The following is a 16045-nucleotide window of genomic DNA, read 5'->3' on the forward strand; positions in this document are numbered from 1 at the left end:
TGACCGCTTCAAGCAAAACGTTGCACCTTTTCGGCATCAAAGCCTGCGACACCATGAAAAAGGCGCGCACCTGGCTCGATGAGCACGCGGTGAGCTATGCGTTCCACGACTACAAAACGGCCGGTATCGACCGCGAACACTTGACCCAATGGTGCAACGAGCACGGTTGGCAGGTGGTTTTGAACCGTGCGGGCACCACCTTTCGCAAACTCGAAGACGAACGCAAAGCCGATCTCGATCAGTCGAAAGCCATTGAATTGATGCTCGCGCAACCTTCGATGATCAAGCGCCCGGTGCTTGATCTCGGTGACAGAACCCTGATTGGCTTCAAGCCAGATAGTTATTCGGCGGCCCTCAAGTAGGCCAGCCCTTCCATTTTTGTAGAGGTAACAGCATGTCCAATTCCCTGTTCAGCCTGGGCTTCGGCGTCGGCACTCAGAACCGCCAAGGTGCTTGGCTGGAAGTGTTTTACGCACAACCCTTGCTCAATCCATCGGCTGAAATCGTTGCCGCCATCGCGCCGATCCTCGGCTACAGCGAAGGCAACCAGGCGATCACCTTCACCGTCGCCCAGGCCCTGCAACTGGCCGACGCGCTCAAAGGCGTCGACGCCACCCAAGCCGCCCTGCTGAGCCGCCTGGCTGAAAGCCACACACCGCTGGTCGCCACCTTGCTGGCCGAAGACGCCGCACTGACGTCCACCCCAGAGGCCTACCTCAAGCTGCACCTGCTGTCCCATCGCCTGGTCAAGCCACACGGCCTGAGCCTCGCCGGTGTGTTCCCGCAACTGCCGAACGTGGCCTGGACCAGCCAGGGCGCAATCGACATCAATGAGCTGGCCGAACGCCAACTGGAAGCCCGCCTGCGTGGCGAGTTGCTGGAAGTGTTCTCGGTGGACAAGTTCCCGAAAATGACCGACTACGTGGTACCGAGCGGCGTGCGTATCGCTGATGCCGCGCGTATCCGCCTCGGCGCCTATGTGGGCGAAGGCACCACCGTGATGCACGAAGGTTTCGTCAACTTCAACGCCGGCACCGAAGGTCCGGGCATGATCGAAGGCCGTGTATCGGCTGGCGTGTTCGTCGGCAAGGGTTCGGACTTGGGCGGCGGTTGCTCGACCATGGGCACCCTGTCGGGCGGCGGCAACATCGTGATCAAGGTCGGCGAAGGCTGCCTGATCGGCGCCAACGCCGGTATCGGTATCCCATTGGGCGACCGCAACACCGTGGAATCGGGCCTGTACGTCACCGCCGGCACCAAGGTTGCGCTGCTGGACGAGTCGAACCAACTGGTCAAGGTGGTCAAGGCGCGTGAGCTGGCCGGCCAACCGGACCTGCTGTTCCGCCGTAACTCCGAGACCGGTGCCGTGGAGTGCAAAACCCACAAATCGGCCATCGAACTGAACGAAGCGCTGCACGCTCACAACTAAGCAGCCACTCGATGCCACTAGCGGGCCCCGACCCTGGGGCTCGCTTATACGAGTCTTGAACACCATGCTTGTGCCCTCCCCCTGGCGCGCCGACTTTCCGGCCATCGCCACCCTGCAACGGCAAGACCAGACCTACCTGGACAACGCCGCGACGACGCAAAAACCCCAGGCCCTGCTGGATGCCATCAGCCATTACTACGCCAATGGCGCCGCCAATGTGCACCGTGCCCAGCATTTGCCGGGCGCCCATGCGACCCAGGCCTTCGAGGACAGTCGCAGCAAGGTTGCGCAGTGGTTGAATGCAGGTGACAGCGGGCAAATCGTGTTCACCCACGGCGCGACGTCAGCGCTGAACCTCCTGGCTTATGGCCTTGAGCACTTATTCAATGCGGGCGATGAGATTGTCATCAGCGCCCTGGAACACCACGCCAACCTGTTGCCGTGGCAGCAACTGGCCAAGCGTCGCGCGCTCACCCTGGTGGTATTGCCTCTCGACGATGACGGCGTGACCGACCTGCAAGCCGCCGCCGAGTTGATCGGCCCGCGTACGCGCCTGCTGGCGGTGAGCCAACTGTCCAACGTGCTTGGCACCTGGCAGCCGCTGCCGGCCTTGCTGGCGCTGGCCCAGGCCCACGGCGCCCTGACCGTGGTCGATGGCGCCCAAGGCATCGTCCACGGCCGCCACGACGTGCAGGCCCTGGGCTGCGATTTCTATGTATTTTCCAGCCATAAGCTGTACGGCCCGGACGGCGTCGGCGTGCTGTACGGCAGCCACGCAGCCCTGCATCACCTGCGCCATTGGCAATTCGGTGGCGAGATGGTGCAACAGGCCGACTACCACAGCGCCAGCTTCCGCCCGGCACCGCTGGGGTTCGAAGCCGGCACCCCGCCGATTGCCGGCGTGATCGGCCTGGGCGCGACCCTGGACTATCTGAGTTCGCTGGACCCACAGGCGATTCTCACCCATGAAGCGGCCCTGCATGACTACCTGTTGCGCGGGCTGAACGCGCGCAATGGCGTCCGTGTGTTGGGGTCGCCGCAGGCGGCGCTGGTCAGTTTTGTGGTCGAAGGCGTGCACAACGCCGACCTCGCGCACCTGCTGACCGAACAAGGCATTGCCGTACGTGCCGGCCATCATTGCGCGATGCCGCTGCTCAAGGCGATGCACTTGTCGGGGGCGATCCGCGTCTCCCTGGCGCTGTATAACGATTCCGATGACCTGGAACGCTTCTTTGAAGCGCTGGACCGGGCGCTGGATATGCTGCGATGAGCCTGCCGGTGGTTGCAATTGCTGCGCTAGAAGCCTTCCAGTCAGTAGGCAGCTGGGAGCAACGCGCTCGAATGCTGATGCAGTGGGGTGAACGCCTGCCCGTATTGGCGGATGAGGAGAAGGTCGATGCCAACCTGGTGCAGGGCTGTGAGAGCCTGGTGTGGTTGGTGGGGCGCTTGCACGATGGCCACTGGCAGTTCGCCGCGAGCAGCGATGCGCGGATGATTCGTGGCTTGGTGGCATTGCTGCTGGCACGGGTCAATGGGCTGTCGGCGGACGAGTTGCAGGCGGTCGACTTGCCTGACTGGTTCAATCAGCTAGGGCTTTCCCGTCAACTGTCGCCGTCGCGCAGCAATGGGCTGAATGCAGTCCTGCAGCGCATGCGAACGCTAAGCCATACACAGGACTAAATGTGGGAGGGAGCAAGTCGAATCGTCGCACCGCCCCTCCCACATTTGAACCGTCTAAAGTTCTGAGACTCAGGTCGGTTTGACCCGTTCCGAGGGCCTGCGCACCCCGGCCACAATCTTGTCCACCGCCTTGGTCGCCGCGACCATGCCGAAGGTCGCCGTCACCATCATCACCGCGCCAAACCCGCCGGCGCAGTCCAGCTTCACCCCATCACCGACAAAACTCTTCTGCAAACAGATGCTGCCATCCGGCTTGGGGTAGCGCAGTTGCTCGGTGGAAAACACGCACGGCACGCTGTAGTGGCGGGTCACGGTGCGGGAAAAGCCGTAGTCACGGCGCAAGGTGGAACGCACTTTCGACGCCAAGGGATCATTAAAGGTGCGGTTCAGGTCGCAGACCTGGATCAGCGTCGGGTCGATCTGCCCACCGGCGCCACCGGTGGTGATGATCTGGATCTTGCGGCGCTTGCACCAGGCAATCAGTGCGGCCTTGGCGTTAACCGCGTCGATGCAGTCGATCACGCAATCGATGTTGGGCGTGATGTACTCGGCCATGGTGTCGCGGGTGACGAAATCCGCTACCGCATGCACCGTGCAATCCGGGTTGATCGCGCGCAGGCGCTCGGCCATCACCTCGACCTTGGGCTTGCCCACGGTACTGTCCAAGGCGTGCAGCTGGCGGTTGCTGTTGCTGACGCAGACGTCGTCCAGGTCGAACAGCGAAATCTCGCCCACCCCGCAACGGGCCATGGCTTCCGCCGCCCACGAGCCGACGCCACCGACGCCGACGATCGCCACATGGGCCGCTTTCAAGCGCTCCAGGCCTTCAATGCCATACAAGCGGGCGACGCCTGCAAACCGCGGATCTTCTGTACTCATGACCATTACCCCAAAAACCGGCGCGCATTATAGGGCTACGCAGCGACAAGTTTTAAGCTACAAGCTACAAGTTAAGAACTTAGATGTACTTTCGCTGCCCAATGTCCGGTTTTTCTCGGCTTGCTGTACGGTCAGGGAAAGGCCGGTGTAGGATGCGCGCCGTTCGGTGCAGGCCGACACCTCTTTTCGTTCCACACCCTTTGGAACCCGACATAACCATGGCATCGCGTAAATTTGGACTCAACCTGGTGATAGTGCTGGCAATTGCCGCGCTGTTCACCGGCTTCTGGGCGCTGATCAACCGCCCGGTCACTGCTCCCAACTGGCCCGAGCAGATCTCCGGTTTTTCCTACTCGCCGTTCCAGCAAGGCCAGTACCCGCAGAAAGACCAGTACCCCACCGACGAGCAGATGCGTCGCGATCTGGAGATCATGAGCAAGCTGACGGATAACATCCGCACCTACTCGGTCGACGGCACGCTGGGGGACATTCCCAAGCTCGCCGAAGAGTTCGGCCTGCGCGTAACCCTGGGGATCTGGATCAGCCCGGACCTGGAGCGTAACGAGCGCGAAGTCCAGCGCGCCATCGAGATCGCCAACAGCTCGCGCAGTGTCGTGCGGGTTGTCGTCGGTAACGAGGCGCTGTTCCGTGAAGAGATCACCCCTGAAGCACTGATCGTGCTGCTGGACCGGGTGCGCGGCGCCGTGAAAGTACCGGTGACGACCTCCGAGCAATGGCATATCTGGGAAAAGAACCCGCAACTGGCCAAGCACGTCGACCTGATCGCCGCGCACATCCTGCCGTTCTGGGAGTACATCCCGATGGACAAGGCCGGCCAGTACGTACTCGACCGCGCCAAGGACCTGAAGAAACTGTTCCCGAAAAAGCCGCTGCTGCTGTCGGAAGTGGGCTGGCCAAGTAACGGCCGGATGCGCGGCGGGAATGAAACGTCCCCCGCAGACCAGGCCATTTACCTGCGTACGCTGGTGAACAAGCTGAACCGCCAGGGCTACAACTACTTCGTGATCGAGGCCTTCGACCAGCCGTGGAAGGTCAGCGACGAAGGCTCGGCCGGCGCGTATTGGGGCGTCTACAACGCCGCGCGCCAGCAGAAATTCAACTTCGAAGGGCCGGTGGTGGCAATCCCGCAGTGGCGCGTCCTGGCGATCGGCTCGGTGGTGCTCGCCTTGCTGTCCCTGACCCTGCTGATGATCGACGGCTCATCCCTGCGCCAGCGTGGCCGCACCTTCCTGACCTTTATCGCGTTCCTCTGCGGTTCCGTACTGGTGTGGATCGGCTACGACTACAGCCAGCAATACAGCACCTGGTTCAGCGTGACCGTCGGCATCTTGTTGGCCCTGGGCGCCCTGGGCGTGTTCATTGTGTTGCTGACCGAAGCCCACGAACTGGCGGAAGCGGTATGGACCCACAAGCGCCGGCGTGAATTCCTGCCGGTGGAAGGGGAATCGGACTACCGCCCGAAAGTGTCGATCCATGTGCCGTGCTACAACGAGCCGCCAGAGATGGTCAAACAGACCCTCGACGCCCTGGCGGCCCTCGATTACCCGGACTATGAAGTCCTGATCATCGACAACAACACCAAGGACCCGGCGGTATGGGAACCGGTGCGCGACTACTGCGAAACCCTGGGCCCGCGCTTCAAGTTCTTCCACGTCGCACCCCTGGCCGGTTTCAAGGGCGGTGCACTGAACTACCTGATCCCGCACACCGCCAAGGATGCCGAAGTGATCGCGGTGATCGACTCGGACTACTGCGTGTCGCCGAACTGGCTCAAGCACATGGTGCCGCACTTCGCCGACCCGAAAATCGCCGTGGTGCAGTCGCCGCAGGACTACCGCGATCAGAACGAAAGCACCTTCAAGAAGCTCTGCTACGCCGAATACAAAGGCTTCTTCCATATCGGTATGGTCACCCGTAACGACCGCGACGCGATCATCCAGCACGGCACCATGACCATGACCCGTCGCTCGGTGCTCGAGGAACTGGGCTGGGCCGACTGGTGCATCTGCGAAGACGCCGAACTCGGCCTGCGGGTATTCGAGAAAGGCCTGTCGGCGGCGTACTACCACGACAGCTACGGCAAGGGCCTGATGCCGGATACCTTTATCGACTTCAAGAAACAGCGTTTCCGCTGGGCCTATGGCGCGATCCAGATCATCAAGCGTCACACCGCCAGCCTGCTGCGCGGCAAAGACACCGAGCTGACCCGTGGCCAGCGCTACCACTTCCTCGCGGGCTGGTTGCCGTGGGTGGCGGACGGTATGAACATCTTCTTCACCGTCGGCGCGCTGTTGTGGTCGGCGGCGATGATCATCGTGCCGACGCGGGTCGACCCGCCGCTGCTGATTTTCGCGATCCCGCCGTTGGCGTTGTTCGTGTTCAAGGTGGGCAAGATCATCTTCCTCTACCGCCGCGCGGTAGGTGTGAACCTCAAGGATGCGTTCTGCGCCGCCCTGGCTGGCCTGGCGTTGTCCCACACCATCGCCAAGGCGGTGCTGTATGGCTTCTTCACCACCAGCATTCCGTTCTTTCGTACCCCGAAAAACGCGGATAACCACGGCTTCTGGGTAGCGATTTCCGAAGCCCGCGAAGAAATGTTCATCATGCTGCTGTTGTGGGGCGCGGCGCTGGGGATCTACCTGGTGCAAGGCCTGCCGAGCAATGACATACGTTTCTGGGTGGTGATGCTGCTGGTGCAATCGCTGCCGTATGTGGCGGCGTTGATCATGGCGTTCCTGTCGTCGCTGCCGAAACCAGCCGTGGCACCTGAGCCTGCACCTGTGGCTTAAAAACTTGCGCAATGCACTAAACGGCGGCCTCTGGCCGCCGTTTTGCTATAAGATAACGGCCGTTTTGTCCGCCCGCCCCGCTCTTCCAGACATGCTTCCCGGAGTTTTCCCATGACGGCCCATGCCGACCTTTCGCCGACCCTTCAACTTGCCATCGACCTGATCCGTCGCCCCTCGGTCACGCCGATCGACGCCGATTGCCAGAAGCTGATGATGCAGCGCCTGGGCGACGCCGGTTTTGCGCTGGAGCCGATGCGCATCGAGGACGTGGACAACTTCTGGGCCACCCATGGCAAGCACGACGGCCCGGTGCTGTGCTTCGCCGGCCACACCGACGTGGTTCCCACCGGTCCGGTGCAAGCCTGGCAGAACGACCCGTTCGACGCATTGATCGACGAAAACGGCATGCTCTGCGGGCGTGGCGCGGCCGACATGAAGGGCAGCCTGGCCGCCATGCTGGTGGCGGCCGAGCGCTTCGTCAGCGACTACCCGGACCACAAGGGCTCGGTCGCGTTCCTGATCACCAGCGATGAGGAAGGCCCGGCGCACCATGGCACCAAGGCCGTGATCGAACGCCTGGCCGCGCGCAAGGAGCGCCTGGACTGGTGCATCGTCGGCGAACCGTCGAGCACCACCCTGGTGGGTGACGTGGTCAAGAACGGCCGTCGCGGCTCCCTCGGCGCCACCCTGACCGTGCGCGGCGTACAGGGCCATGTGGCCTACCCGCACCTGGCGAAGAACCCGATCCACCTGGCCGCGCCGGCCCTGGCCGAACTGGCCGCCGAGCACTGGGACAACGGCAACGCCTTCTTCCCGCCGACCAGCTTCCAGATTTCCAACCTCAACTCTGGCACCGGCGCCACCAACGTGATTCCGGGTGACCTGACGGCGGTGTTCAACTTCCGTTTTTCCACCGAATCCACTGTCGAAGGCCTGCAACAGCGCGTTGCGGCGATTCTCGACAAGCATGGCCTGGACTGGCATGTGGAGTGGGCGCTGTCGGGCCTGCCGTTCCTCACCGAGCCGGGCGCATTGCTCGATGCGGTGTCGGCCAGCATCAAGGCGATCACCGGGCGTGAGACCCAGGCCTCCACCAGTGGCGGTACCTCCGATGGGCGCTTCATCGCGACCCTTGGCACCCAGGTGGTCGAGTTGGGCCCGGTGAACGCGACGATCCACCAGGTCAACGAGCGGATCCTGGCCAGCGACCTCGACGTGCTGACCGAAATCTATTACCAGACCCTGATCAAGTTGCTCGCCTGATGCTGGCCTGCCCGATTTGCAGCGCCCCGCTCAACGCGGTGGACAATGGCGTGGCGTGCCCGGCCGGGCACCGTTTCGACCGCGCGCGCCAGGGTTACCTGAACCTGCTGCCGGTGCAGCACAAGAACAGCCGCGACCCGGGCGACAACCTGGCCATGGTCGAGGCGCGCCGTGACTTTCTCAACGCAGGGCACTACGCCCCGGTGGCCAAGCGCCTGGCCGAGCTGGCCGCCGAACGCGCACCGCAGCGCTGGGTGGACATCGGTTGCGGCGAGGGTTACTACACCGCGCAAATCGCCGCGGCCCTGCCCCATGCCGATGGCTACGCGCTGGACATTTCCAAGGAAGCGGTCAAGCGCGCGTGCAAACGCGACCCGGCGCTGACCTGGTTGATCGCCAGCATGGCCCGCGTGCCGTTGGCCGACGCCAGCTGCCAGTTCCTCGCCAGTGTGTTCAGCCCGTTGGATTGGCAAGAGGCCAGGCGCCTGCTCAGTCCCGGCGGCGGCCTGATGAAGGTCGGCCCGACCAGCGGCCACCTGATGGAACTGCGCGAGCGCCTGTACGACGAAGTGCGCGAGTACACCGACGACAAGCACCTGGCCCTGGTGCCGGACGGCATGAGCCTGGCCCACAGCGAAACCCTGGAATTCACCTTGAGCCTGGCCGAGCCCCGGGACCGCGCCAACCTGCTGGCCATGACCCCTCACGGCTGGCGCGCCAGTGCCGAGCGCCGTGCCGAGGTGATCGAGGCGGCCGAGCCGCTGCTGGTCACGGTGTCGATGCGCTACGATTATTTCGTTCTTCAATAACCGACTTTTAACCATCCGCGAATGGATTTTCGAATCCCGCAACGAGGAATATCCATGCGCCAACCCGATATCGAGATTTACCTGAAGGACGCCGACGTCGACTACAAGGCCATCGCCGCCTGGCTGGGCGCTGCCCTGGGCCCTTGCAGCGACTGGGTCCAACGTGGCCAGACCTACAAGTGCAAGGCCGGCAATGTGCCCGTCACCTGGCTGCCGAAAGCCGTAGGCAAGTGGAACAGCCTGTACCTGGAAAGTGACCAGACACCGTGGGAAGACGACATTGCCTGTGCCCGCGCTGCGTTTGCTGCGCTGAATGTTGAAGTACGTTGCGCACCGGGTAGCTGGGTCGAGGAAGAAGGTGAGGAAAGCGCCGACACCTGGATCCGCATCAGCGCGGACGGTGAAGAGCAGATCACCTGGAAAACAGCTTAAAAAGCAGCTTCAAGCTGCAAGCTGCAAGTCATAGCGCTTGCAGCTTGTAGCTTGCCGCTCGGCCTACAGGCCGACCACATCCTCCGCCTGCAACCCCTTCTCGCCGCTTACCACGGCGTATTCCACTTGCTGGCCCTCGGCCAACGAACGGTGGCCGTCGCCGCGAATGGCGCGGTAGTGCACAAACACATCCTTGCCATCTTCACGCTGGATAAAGCCATAGCCCTTGGCGTCGTTGAACCACTTCACATTGCCTGTCTCGCGCGTTGCCATCTGTTCACTCCCACTTGATTGTTATTGTTGAGCCGATCGCGTTGAACTGCCGAGTATAAGACAGGCTCAAAAACGATCAACTCAAGTTTACATCGCTGCTTTTTTGCCGATTTTCGGCGAATACGGCACACTACCCGCCCGAGCGCCTGCTCGGTTTTTCCCACTTGAAGCAGCTCGCCTATGACCCGCTCCCCGTTCCGCCGTCTGGTGTTTGGCACCTTGCGCCGACTGTTGTACCTCTGGGTTCGCTCGGAGACGATCAACCAGTCGTCCCTTACCCTCAACCTGGACCGCAGCCGGCCGGTGTTTTACGTCCTGCAATCGCCCTCCCTCACCGAATTGGCCGTGGTCGATGCCGAGTGCACCAAGGCCGGCCTGCCGCGCCCGGTACTGCCGGTATCGGTAGGCCCGCTGATGGAACCCGCGGCGTTCTTCTACCTCACACCCGAGCCGGACTGGCTGGGGCGCCAGGACAAGCGCGGCGCGCCGCCGACCCTGACCCGCCTGGTCAACACCCTCAGCGAACACGCCGAAGAGAATGCACAAATCATTCCGGTCAGCGTGTTCTGGGGACAAACCCCTGCGAGCGAGTCCAGCCCGTGGAAACTGCTGTTTGCCGACAGCTGGGCGGTCACTGGGCGTCTACGCCGGTTGTTGAGCATCCTGATCCTGGGGCGCAAGACCCGCGTGCAATTCTCCGCGCCCATCAACCTGCGTGAATTGATCGAGCACAATAAAGGCCACGAACGCACCGTGCGCATGGCCCAACGTATCCTGCGCGTGCACTTTCGTAACCTGAAGACGGCGGTGATCGGCCCCGATTTGTCCCACCGGCGCAATCTGGTGAAAGGCCTGGTCAACATGCCATTGGTGCGCCAGGCCATCCTTGACGAAGCCGAACGGGAAAAAATCAGCCCGGAAAAAGCCAAGGCCCTGGCCCTGCGCTACGGCAACGAGATCGCCTCGGACTACACCTACACCGCGATCCGCTTCCTGGAAGTGGTGTTGAGCTGGTTCTGGAACAAGATCTACGACGGCATCAAGGTCAATAACATCGAGGGCGTGCAACAGGTTGCCCAGGGCTACGAGGTAATTTATGTGCCTTGCCACCGCAGCCATATCGACTACCTGCTGCTGTCCTACCTGCTGTTCAAGAACGGCCTGACCCCGCCGCATATCGCCGCCGGCATCAACCTGAACATGCCGGTAATCGGCAGCCTGTTGCGCCGTGGCGGTGCGTTTTTCATGCGCCGCACCTTCAAGGGCAACCCGCTGTACACCTCGGTGTTCAACGAATACCTGCACACCTTGTTCACCAAGGGCTTCCCGGTGGAGTACTTCGTCGAAGGCGGGCGCTCGCGCACCGGGCGCATGCTGCAGCCGAAGACCGGGATGCTGGCGATTACGCTGCGCAGTTTCCTGCGCTCCTCGCGCATGCCGATCGTGTTCGTGCCGGTGTATATCGGCTATGAGCGCGTGCTCGAAGGCCGCACCTACCTCGGCGAGCTGCGGGGTGCGAGTAAGAAGAAAGAGTCGATCTTCGATATTTTCAAAGTGGTCGGCGCGCTCAAGCAGCGCTTTGGCCAGGTCGCGGTCAACTTCGGCGAGCCGATCAAGCTGGCCGAGTTCCTCGACGCCGAGCAACCGGACTGGCGCAGCCAGGAACTGGGCCCGAACTACAAACCGGCCTGGCTCAACGAAACCACCAATCGCCTCGGCGAACAGGTGGCCCGCCACTTGAACGAAGCGGCCGCCGTGAACCCGGTGAACCTGGTGGCCCTGGCGCTGCTGTCGACCACGCGCCTGGCCCTGGATGAACAGGCCATGGCCCGCCAGTTGGACCTGTACCTGGCGCTGCTGCGCCGCGTGCCTTATTCGCCCCACACCACTTTGCCCGAAGGCGACGGCCTGGCGCTGATCAAGCACGTCAAGGACATGGACCTGCTGTCGGAACAGAGCGATGCCTTGGGCAAGATTCTGTACCTGGACGAGCAGAACGCCGTCCTGATGACCTACTACCGCAACAACGTACTGCACATCTTCGCCCTGCCGGCGCTGCTGGCCAGCTTCTTCCAGAGCAGCTCGCGGATGAGCCGCGAGCAGATCCTGCGCTATACCCACGCGCTGTACCCGTACCTGCAATCGGAGCTGTTTATCCGCTGGTCGCTGGAAGAGTTGGATACGGTGGTCGATCAATGGCTGGACGCGTTCGTCGAACAAGGCCTGCTGCGCTTCGAAAACAATGTGTTCCTGCGCCCTGCGCCAAGCTCGCGACACTTCGTGCTGCTGACCCTGCTGTCCAAGACCATCGCCCAGACCCTGCAACGCTTCTACATGGCGATCTCGCTGCTGCTCAACAGCGGCCAGAACAGCATCAGCGCCGAAGAACTGGAAGACCTGTGCACGATCATGGCCCAACGCCTGTCGATCCTGCATGGCCTCAACGCCCCGGAGTTCTTCGACAAGAGCCTTTTCCGACATTTCATCCAGACCTTGCTGGAACAAGATGTGCTGCGTCGCGACGAGGCCGGCAAGTTGAGCTACCACGACCTGCTCGGCGAACTGGCCGAAGGCGCGGCCAAGCGCGTGTTGCCCGCGGAGATTCGCCTGTCGATCCGCCAGGTGGCCCTGCACCGTGTGGATGGCGCAGCCGAAGCGCCGGTGGAAGCGGAAGAAACACGCTAGATTGAACAAGGCGCCAGTTGGATGCTGGCGCCGTTGAAAAGGAGCTGCACCATGAAAAAGATCATTCTCCTGGGCCTCACCGCCCTGCTCGGAGCCTGCCAATCCATGCATCCAGCGCCCAAGGCCAGCCTCGACGGCGAGGTGTTCTACCTGCAACGCATTGCCCTGCCGCCCGCCGCCACCTTGAGCGTGAGCCTCCAGGACGTGTCCCTGGCGGATGCGCCTGCGGTGACGTTGGCCGAGCAGAAAGGCCCGGTCAAAGGCCAGGTGCCGCTGCCGTTTCACCTGACCTACGACCCCGCACAGGTCAAGCCAGGCCACAGTTATTCGGTGAGCGCTCGCATCGAGCTGGATGGCAAGCTACTGTTTATCACCACCGAACGGCACACGGTGCAGCTCAACGGCCAGGATCCACAGCCGCTGCGCGTGCGCGTGAACGCCGTAGCACCCTAAACTCGAACATAAGGACGCTCCCATGCTCCGCAACTCCCTTCGCCTCACTGCCCTGTGTGCCGGCCTGCTGTTCGGCGCCAATGCCATGGCCCTGGACCTCAGTAGCCTGTCCCAGGGCGACGCCAGCGGCGGCCTCAAGGACGCCCTGACCCAAGGCGCACAGATCGCCGTGAAACAACTGGGTGTACCCGGCGGTTTCAGCAACAACCCTGAAGTGAAGATCGGCCTGCCGGGCAAGCTGGGCAAAGTCGCCGACAAGCTGAAAATGTTCGGCATGGGTGACCAGGTCACGCAGTTGGAAGACAGCATGAACAAAGCCGCTGAAACCGCCGTGACCCAGGCCCAGCCGATCCTGGTCAACGCGGTGAAGAACATGAGCGTGACCGACGCCAAGGGCATCCTCAGCGGCGGCCAGGACTCCGCCACCCAGTACCTGAACAAAAGCAGCCGCGAAGCCATCCGCGCCAAGTTCCTGCCGATCGTCAAGGCCGCTACCGACAAGGTGGGCGTGGCCCAGCAGTACAACGCCCTGGCAGGCAAGGCCGCCGCATTTGGCGCCGTGGATGCCAAGAGCGCCAACGTCGAAAGCTACGTGACCGAACAGGCGCTGGATGGTTTGTTCAAGATGATTGCGCAGCAGGAAGAGACGATTCGCAAGAACCCGGCGGCTGCGGCCACCAGCCTGGCGAAGAAGGTGTTTGGCGCCTTGTAATAGCTGTGATGCCCACGTTTCAGCGAGACGTGGGCATTGGGAAGCCGCTCAATGAGAAGCCTTTAACCAGTTCTTTTGTATTTCTGCTTGATCTCGCATTGAAAAGAACCATTCGCGGCCAACCTTCTTTTTGACAAATATATTCAAGTCGACTAGACCGTTCAGCACGGCCGATGCCGTATTGTAAGAACAGCCTAGATTTTCCTTCACATTGACGGCTGTGAACTGTTTGGCGGTACCGCTCTTGGCGACCTGAAATACCGTCTTTTGTTTCTCATTCAGTTCCTTATAAAGTCCTGACTCCCATAACCAACGCTCAAACGCCTCGGCCTCTCGGACACTTATCTCGTAAGACTGCTTAAATCCATCAACTGCGCGTTGCACGATGGAGCACTGATAGTCGATGAAGTAAGTCAGATCGAGTTCATCCGTCTCCGTATACAGATAAGACATACCGTATTGAACAGCCGCATTCTTCAGCAAGACACTGATGGAGATATACCTGAATGCCGCGTAATCGCTTTTAAACATGAACCAATAAAACAACGCACGCGCAACACGACCATTGCCATCCCGAAAGGGATGCTCGTAACCCAAGGCAAAGTGCAGAGAAATGCCTTTGATCAGTGGATGCAGGTAGCGGGTGGCCGTAGCATCGTCGTGACAAGTATTGATCCAATCAGCCAACCGCTCCAGCCGAGTGATGATCCCTTCTGCGGGAGGTGGCGAATGCACAACATTGCCATCACCATCCTGGACAACCACCTCATCGTTTAAACGAAAGCTGCCAGGAGAATATTTATCATCGTCAATGCCCTGAACACCTACTTCGTGCATGTCCGCGATCAACTCCACACTTAGCGGCTCGTTTCTCTTATCCCAAGCGAAACGCATCATTCGGTAATTGCCGATGATCATTTTTTCATCTGGCGTTCTGGGCAGTCGCTCTCGCTTCAACATATCTTTTGCAACGAGCGTCGTGGTTGCCGCGCCCTCCAACTGGCTGCTACTGATGGCCTCATCTTCAATCAGGTCGTTGAGCAAATACTTTATATGAGCAGCCTTCCCGACCTTGCTGCTCATGTACTCAAGTGCGGCAGTCGAGGCATATCTGTCGACCGTGGAGACCACGCGTTGTGCGGTTGGCGTTAATACAAAGTTGCACCAGACCTCAGGCGTACCTACGGGCACTATTTTCTGATACAGACGGGAGCGCTCGTACTTTACGATCCCCCAGCATATCGCTTGATCCAAGTGCTGAGGAAAACGGTGGCGTAGCTGATCAAAGTGCAAATAGCGGCCCCGACTGTCTGTTGGCTGAGACAGCTTCATATAGTCAGATAGATGCTGAAGATGGGGCTCCTGGCCAATGAGAACAAAAACCCGTTCCGGCACCTTGGGTGGCAGTTTAATCATCAAAATCTCAATTTTTGATTTCTGAGACTTGAGTACAGCAGAAAACCCCACCTATCTCAATAACCACGAAAATTGAGACATGCCTTTCTTCAATGCAATACCGACTCAGCCAATCGCCCCACCGTCAACGTTGCAAAGCCCCCCAAGGCCAGCGCCGTCGCACGGTTGATCTTCAAGGGTGTCAGCCAGGCTTTTTGCAGCCCTTCGAAGCGACTGCCGAATACGATCCACGCAGACCCTACCGGTATCACCACCAATGCCAGTGTGGCCATGAACCCGGCATAGCCTTGCCATGCGGCAAAGGTGCCGGCCGGCGCAATAAACGACACGATCAACAGCCCCTTGGGGTTCATCAGTGTCAACCAGAAAAAACTCCACCCACTGAGGCGGTCACGGCCAGGGTCGACGGTGCTGTTTTTGCGTTGCCAGAGCTTGTACGAGACATACAGCAGGTATCCGGCCGCCGCCAATTGCGTGAACTTCGACGCCCAAGGCGAATAGGCCGCCAGGTAGAGCAGTGCAACACCCCATATCGAAACCTGAAGCACGTAAGCCAGGCACTCGACAAATGCCAACCACCAGGACGCACGATAGCCAAACAATACGCCGGCACGAAACAGCAAGGTATTGGTGGGACCGGGGGCAAGCAGTAGCAACATCAGGGCTGGAATGCAGGCGAACATGCAGGTTTTCCTCAAGAGTGACGACCCAAAGTCGTTCCCCCCATCGAAACTGACGCGTCAACATGGATGGCCCGGCGACAGTGGCCATCATCAAACTCGCGAAGTCTACTGCAAGTACCCGCAAGATGCCCTCACCGGGAGGGCATGCAGATTCGTTCCAGCGGTTAAACCAGACAACTACAGGAAAGCGCCCACGACAAAAGTCGTCGTTGTTGCCACGCCATAACCAATACTCATGGGCGGCTCGGCCGAACGCATTGAACAAGGGAGTGGCCTCGCGGGACTGGGCTCAGGCCAGCAAGGGCTAGGCGGTTTTGCGTAGCAAGGCCGGGGCGGCGGCGGGCAAGGTCGGGGGGGCGGCTCTTGCGGGCAAGGACCGCTTACCGGGGGTCTTTGAGGCATCGACAGCGCAGAAAAAAAGCACTTGAAGGGGCAAAAAAACATAAAGTATTCCTTAAGTCCAAAGAGATGAGTCCATTTACCGTTGTCGTCAACAACTGACATCGACAAATCCATACCTG

The 16045-nt window shown here is 60.8% G+C and carries 15 protein-coding genes; 11 read left to right on the plus strand and 4 right to left on the minus strand.

Annotated features, from left to right (window positions below; all coding sequences use genetic code 11):
• Nucleotides 1–53: 53 nt before the first annotated feature.
• From PspCFBP13509_RS01645 to PspCFBP13509_RS01660, 4 genes are all read left to right on the plus strand, one after another.
• On the plus strand, nt 54–362 hold the full coding sequence (locus PspCFBP13509_RS01645; protein ID WP_232005376.1) for an arsenate reductase: 309 nt from the start codon (nt 54–56) through the stop codon (nt 360–362).
• Nucleotides 363–394: 32 nt separating this feature from the next.
• Nucleotides 395–1429: a 2,3,4,5-tetrahydropyridine-2,6-dicarboxylate N-succinyltransferase gene (dapD, locus tag PspCFBP13509_RS01650; protein ID WP_027604485.1), complete on the plus strand. Its 1035-nt coding sequence runs from the start codon at nt 395–397 to the stop codon at nt 1427–1429.
• Between the two features lie 64 nt (nt 1430–1493).
• Nucleotides 1494–2699: an aminotransferase class V-fold PLP-dependent enzyme gene (locus PspCFBP13509_RS01655; RefSeq protein ID WP_065948848.1), complete on the plus strand. Its 1206-nt coding sequence runs from the start codon at nt 1494–1496 to the stop codon at nt 2697–2699.
• Nucleotides 2696–3109: a SufE family protein gene (locus PspCFBP13509_RS01660; RefSeq protein ID WP_065948849.1), complete on the plus strand. Its 414-nt coding sequence runs from the start codon at nt 2696–2698 to the stop codon at nt 3107–3109. The genes PspCFBP13509_RS01655 and PspCFBP13509_RS01660 overlap by 4 nt, the downstream gene beginning before the upstream one ends.
• Before the next feature lie 69 nt (nt 3110–3178).
• Here the strand turns inward: PspCFBP13509_RS01660 and tcdA are convergent, their stop codons facing one another.
• Entirely contained in the window at nt 3179–3988 is an 810-nt protein-coding gene (gene tcdA / locus PspCFBP13509_RS01665) for a tRNA cyclic N6-threonylcarbamoyladenosine(37) synthase TcdA (protein ID WP_046036662.1), read from the minus strand.
• A gap of 218 nt (nt 3989–4206) precedes the next feature.
• On the opposite strand from tcdA, the gene PspCFBP13509_RS01670 reads away from it, so the two are divergent.
• The 4 genes from PspCFBP13509_RS01670 to PspCFBP13509_RS01685 all read left to right on the plus strand — a co-directional run bounded on the left by PspCFBP13509_RS01670 (nt 4207) and on the right by PspCFBP13509_RS01685 (nt 9302).
• Complete coding sequence (locus PspCFBP13509_RS01670; RefSeq protein WP_065926467.1) at nt 4207–6798, plus strand: glycosyltransferase; 2592 nt, start codon at nt 4207–4209, stop codon at nt 6796–6798.
• A gap of 111 nt (nt 6799–6909) precedes the next feature.
• Entirely contained in the window at nt 6910–8061 is a 1152-nt protein-coding gene (gene dapE, locus PspCFBP13509_RS01675) for a succinyl-diaminopimelate desuccinylase (protein WP_027604490.1), read from the plus strand.
• Entirely contained in the window at nt 8061–8870 is an 810-nt protein-coding gene (locus PspCFBP13509_RS01680) for a putative RNA methyltransferase (protein ID WP_065926468.1), read from the plus strand. The genes dapE and PspCFBP13509_RS01680 overlap by 1 nt, the downstream gene beginning before the upstream one ends.
• 54 nt (nt 8871–8924) lie before the next feature.
• Complete coding sequence (locus PspCFBP13509_RS01685) at nt 8925–9302, plus strand: hypothetical protein (protein ID WP_065948851.1); 378 nt, start codon at nt 8925–8927, stop codon at nt 9300–9302.
• A gap of 63 nt (nt 9303–9365) precedes the next feature.
• Here the strand turns inward: PspCFBP13509_RS01685 and PspCFBP13509_RS01690 are convergent, their stop codons facing one another.
• On the minus strand, nt 9366–9575 hold the full coding sequence (locus PspCFBP13509_RS01690) for a cold shock domain-containing protein (RefSeq protein ID WP_017529713.1): 210 nt from the start codon (nt 9573–9575) through the stop codon (nt 9366–9368).
• A 180-nt stretch (nt 9576–9755) separates the two neighbouring features.
• On the opposite strand from PspCFBP13509_RS01690, the gene plsB reads away from it, so the two are divergent.
• The 3 genes from plsB to PspCFBP13509_RS01705 are packed head-to-tail and all read left to right on the plus strand — an operon-like array spanning nt 9756 to nt 13425.
• The gene (gene plsB, locus PspCFBP13509_RS01695; protein ID WP_065926470.1) at nt 9756–12260 is read left to right on the plus strand and encodes a glycerol-3-phosphate 1-O-acyltransferase PlsB; all 2505 of its coding nucleotides are present in this window, start codon (nt 9756–9758) and stop codon (nt 12258–12260) included.
• A gap of 51 nt (nt 12261–12311) precedes the next feature.
• Nucleotides 12312–12713: a YbaY family lipoprotein gene (locus PspCFBP13509_RS01700; protein WP_027604494.1), complete on the plus strand. Its 402-nt coding sequence runs from the start codon at nt 12312–12314 to the stop codon at nt 12711–12713.
• A gap of 22 nt (nt 12714–12735) precedes the next feature.
• Nucleotides 12736–13425 (plus strand): DUF4197 domain-containing protein, encoded by a 690-nt coding sequence (locus PspCFBP13509_RS01705; RefSeq protein WP_065926472.1) that lies wholly within the window; start codon nt 12736–12738, stop codon nt 13423–13425.
• A 48-nt stretch (nt 13426–13473) separates the two neighbouring features.
• Here the strand turns inward: PspCFBP13509_RS01705 and PspCFBP13509_RS01710 are convergent, their stop codons facing one another.
• On the minus strand, nt 13474–14838 hold the full coding sequence (locus PspCFBP13509_RS01710; RefSeq protein WP_065949012.1) for a Fic family protein: 1365 nt from the start codon (nt 14836–14838) through the stop codon (nt 13474–13476).
• A 92-nt stretch (nt 14839–14930) separates the two neighbouring features.
• The gene (locus PspCFBP13509_RS01715) at nt 14931–15524 is read right to left on the minus strand and encodes a LysE family translocator (RefSeq protein WP_065926473.1); all 594 of its coding nucleotides are present in this window, start codon (nt 15522–15524) and stop codon (nt 14931–14933) included.
• Nucleotides 15525–16045: the final 521 nt, after the last annotated feature.

This window comes from Pseudomonas sp. CFBP13509 (genome assembly GCF_005233485.1).
Taxonomy (GTDB): domain Bacteria; phylum Pseudomonadota; class Gammaproteobacteria; order Pseudomonadales; family Pseudomonadaceae; genus Aquipseudomonas; species Aquipseudomonas marginalis.

Excerpts from the sequence above, each read along its gene's own strand:
- PspCFBP13509_RS01660 (WP_065948849.1), top strand. The coding sequence starts at position 2,696 with ATGAGCCTGCCGGTGGTTGCAATTGCTGCGCTAGAAGCCTTCCAGTCA.
- PspCFBP13509_RS01670 (WP_065926467.1), top strand. The coding sequence starts at position 4,207 with ATGGCATCGCGTAAATTTGGACTCAACCTGGTGATAGTGCTGGCAATT.
- PspCFBP13509_RS01705 (WP_065926472.1), top strand. The coding sequence starts at position 12,736 with ATGCTCCGCAACTCCCTTCGCCTCACTGCCCTGTGTGCCGGCCTGCTG.
- PspCFBP13509_RS01680 (WP_065926468.1), top strand. The coding sequence starts at position 8,061 with ATGCTGGCCTGCCCGATTTGCAGCGCCCCGCTCAACGCGGTGGACAAT.
- PspCFBP13509_RS01715 (WP_065926473.1), bottom strand. The coding sequence starts at position 15,524 with ATGTTCGCCTGCATTCCAGCCCTGATGTTGCTACTGCTTGCCCCCGGT.
- plsB (WP_065926470.1), top strand. The coding sequence starts at position 9,756 with ATGACCCGCTCCCCGTTCCGCCGTCTGGTGTTTGGCACCTTGCGCCGA.
- dapE (WP_027604490.1), top strand. The coding sequence starts at position 6,910 with ATGACGGCCCATGCCGACCTTTCGCCGACCCTTCAACTTGCCATCGAC.
- PspCFBP13509_RS01690 (WP_017529713.1), bottom strand. The coding sequence starts at position 9,575 with ATGGCAACGCGCGAGACAGGCAATGTGAAGTGGTTCAACGACGCCAAG.
- tcdA (WP_046036662.1), bottom strand. The coding sequence starts at position 3,988 with ATGAGTACAGAAGATCCGCGGTTTGCAGGCGTCGCCCGCTTGTATGGC.
- PspCFBP13509_RS01685 (WP_065948851.1), top strand. The coding sequence starts at position 8,925 with ATGCGCCAACCCGATATCGAGATTTACCTGAAGGACGCCGACGTCGAC.
- dapD (WP_027604485.1), top strand. The coding sequence starts at position 395 with ATGTCCAATTCCCTGTTCAGCCTGGGCTTCGGCGTCGGCACTCAGAAC.
- PspCFBP13509_RS01655 (WP_065948848.1), top strand. The coding sequence starts at position 1,494 with ATGCTTGTGCCCTCCCCCTGGCGCGCCGACTTTCCGGCCATCGCCACC.
- PspCFBP13509_RS01700 (WP_027604494.1), top strand. The coding sequence starts at position 12,312 with ATGAAAAAGATCATTCTCCTGGGCCTCACCGCCCTGCTCGGAGCCTGC.
- PspCFBP13509_RS01645 (WP_232005376.1), top strand. The coding sequence starts at position 54 with ATGAAAAAGGCGCGCACCTGGCTCGATGAGCACGCGGTGAGCTATGCG.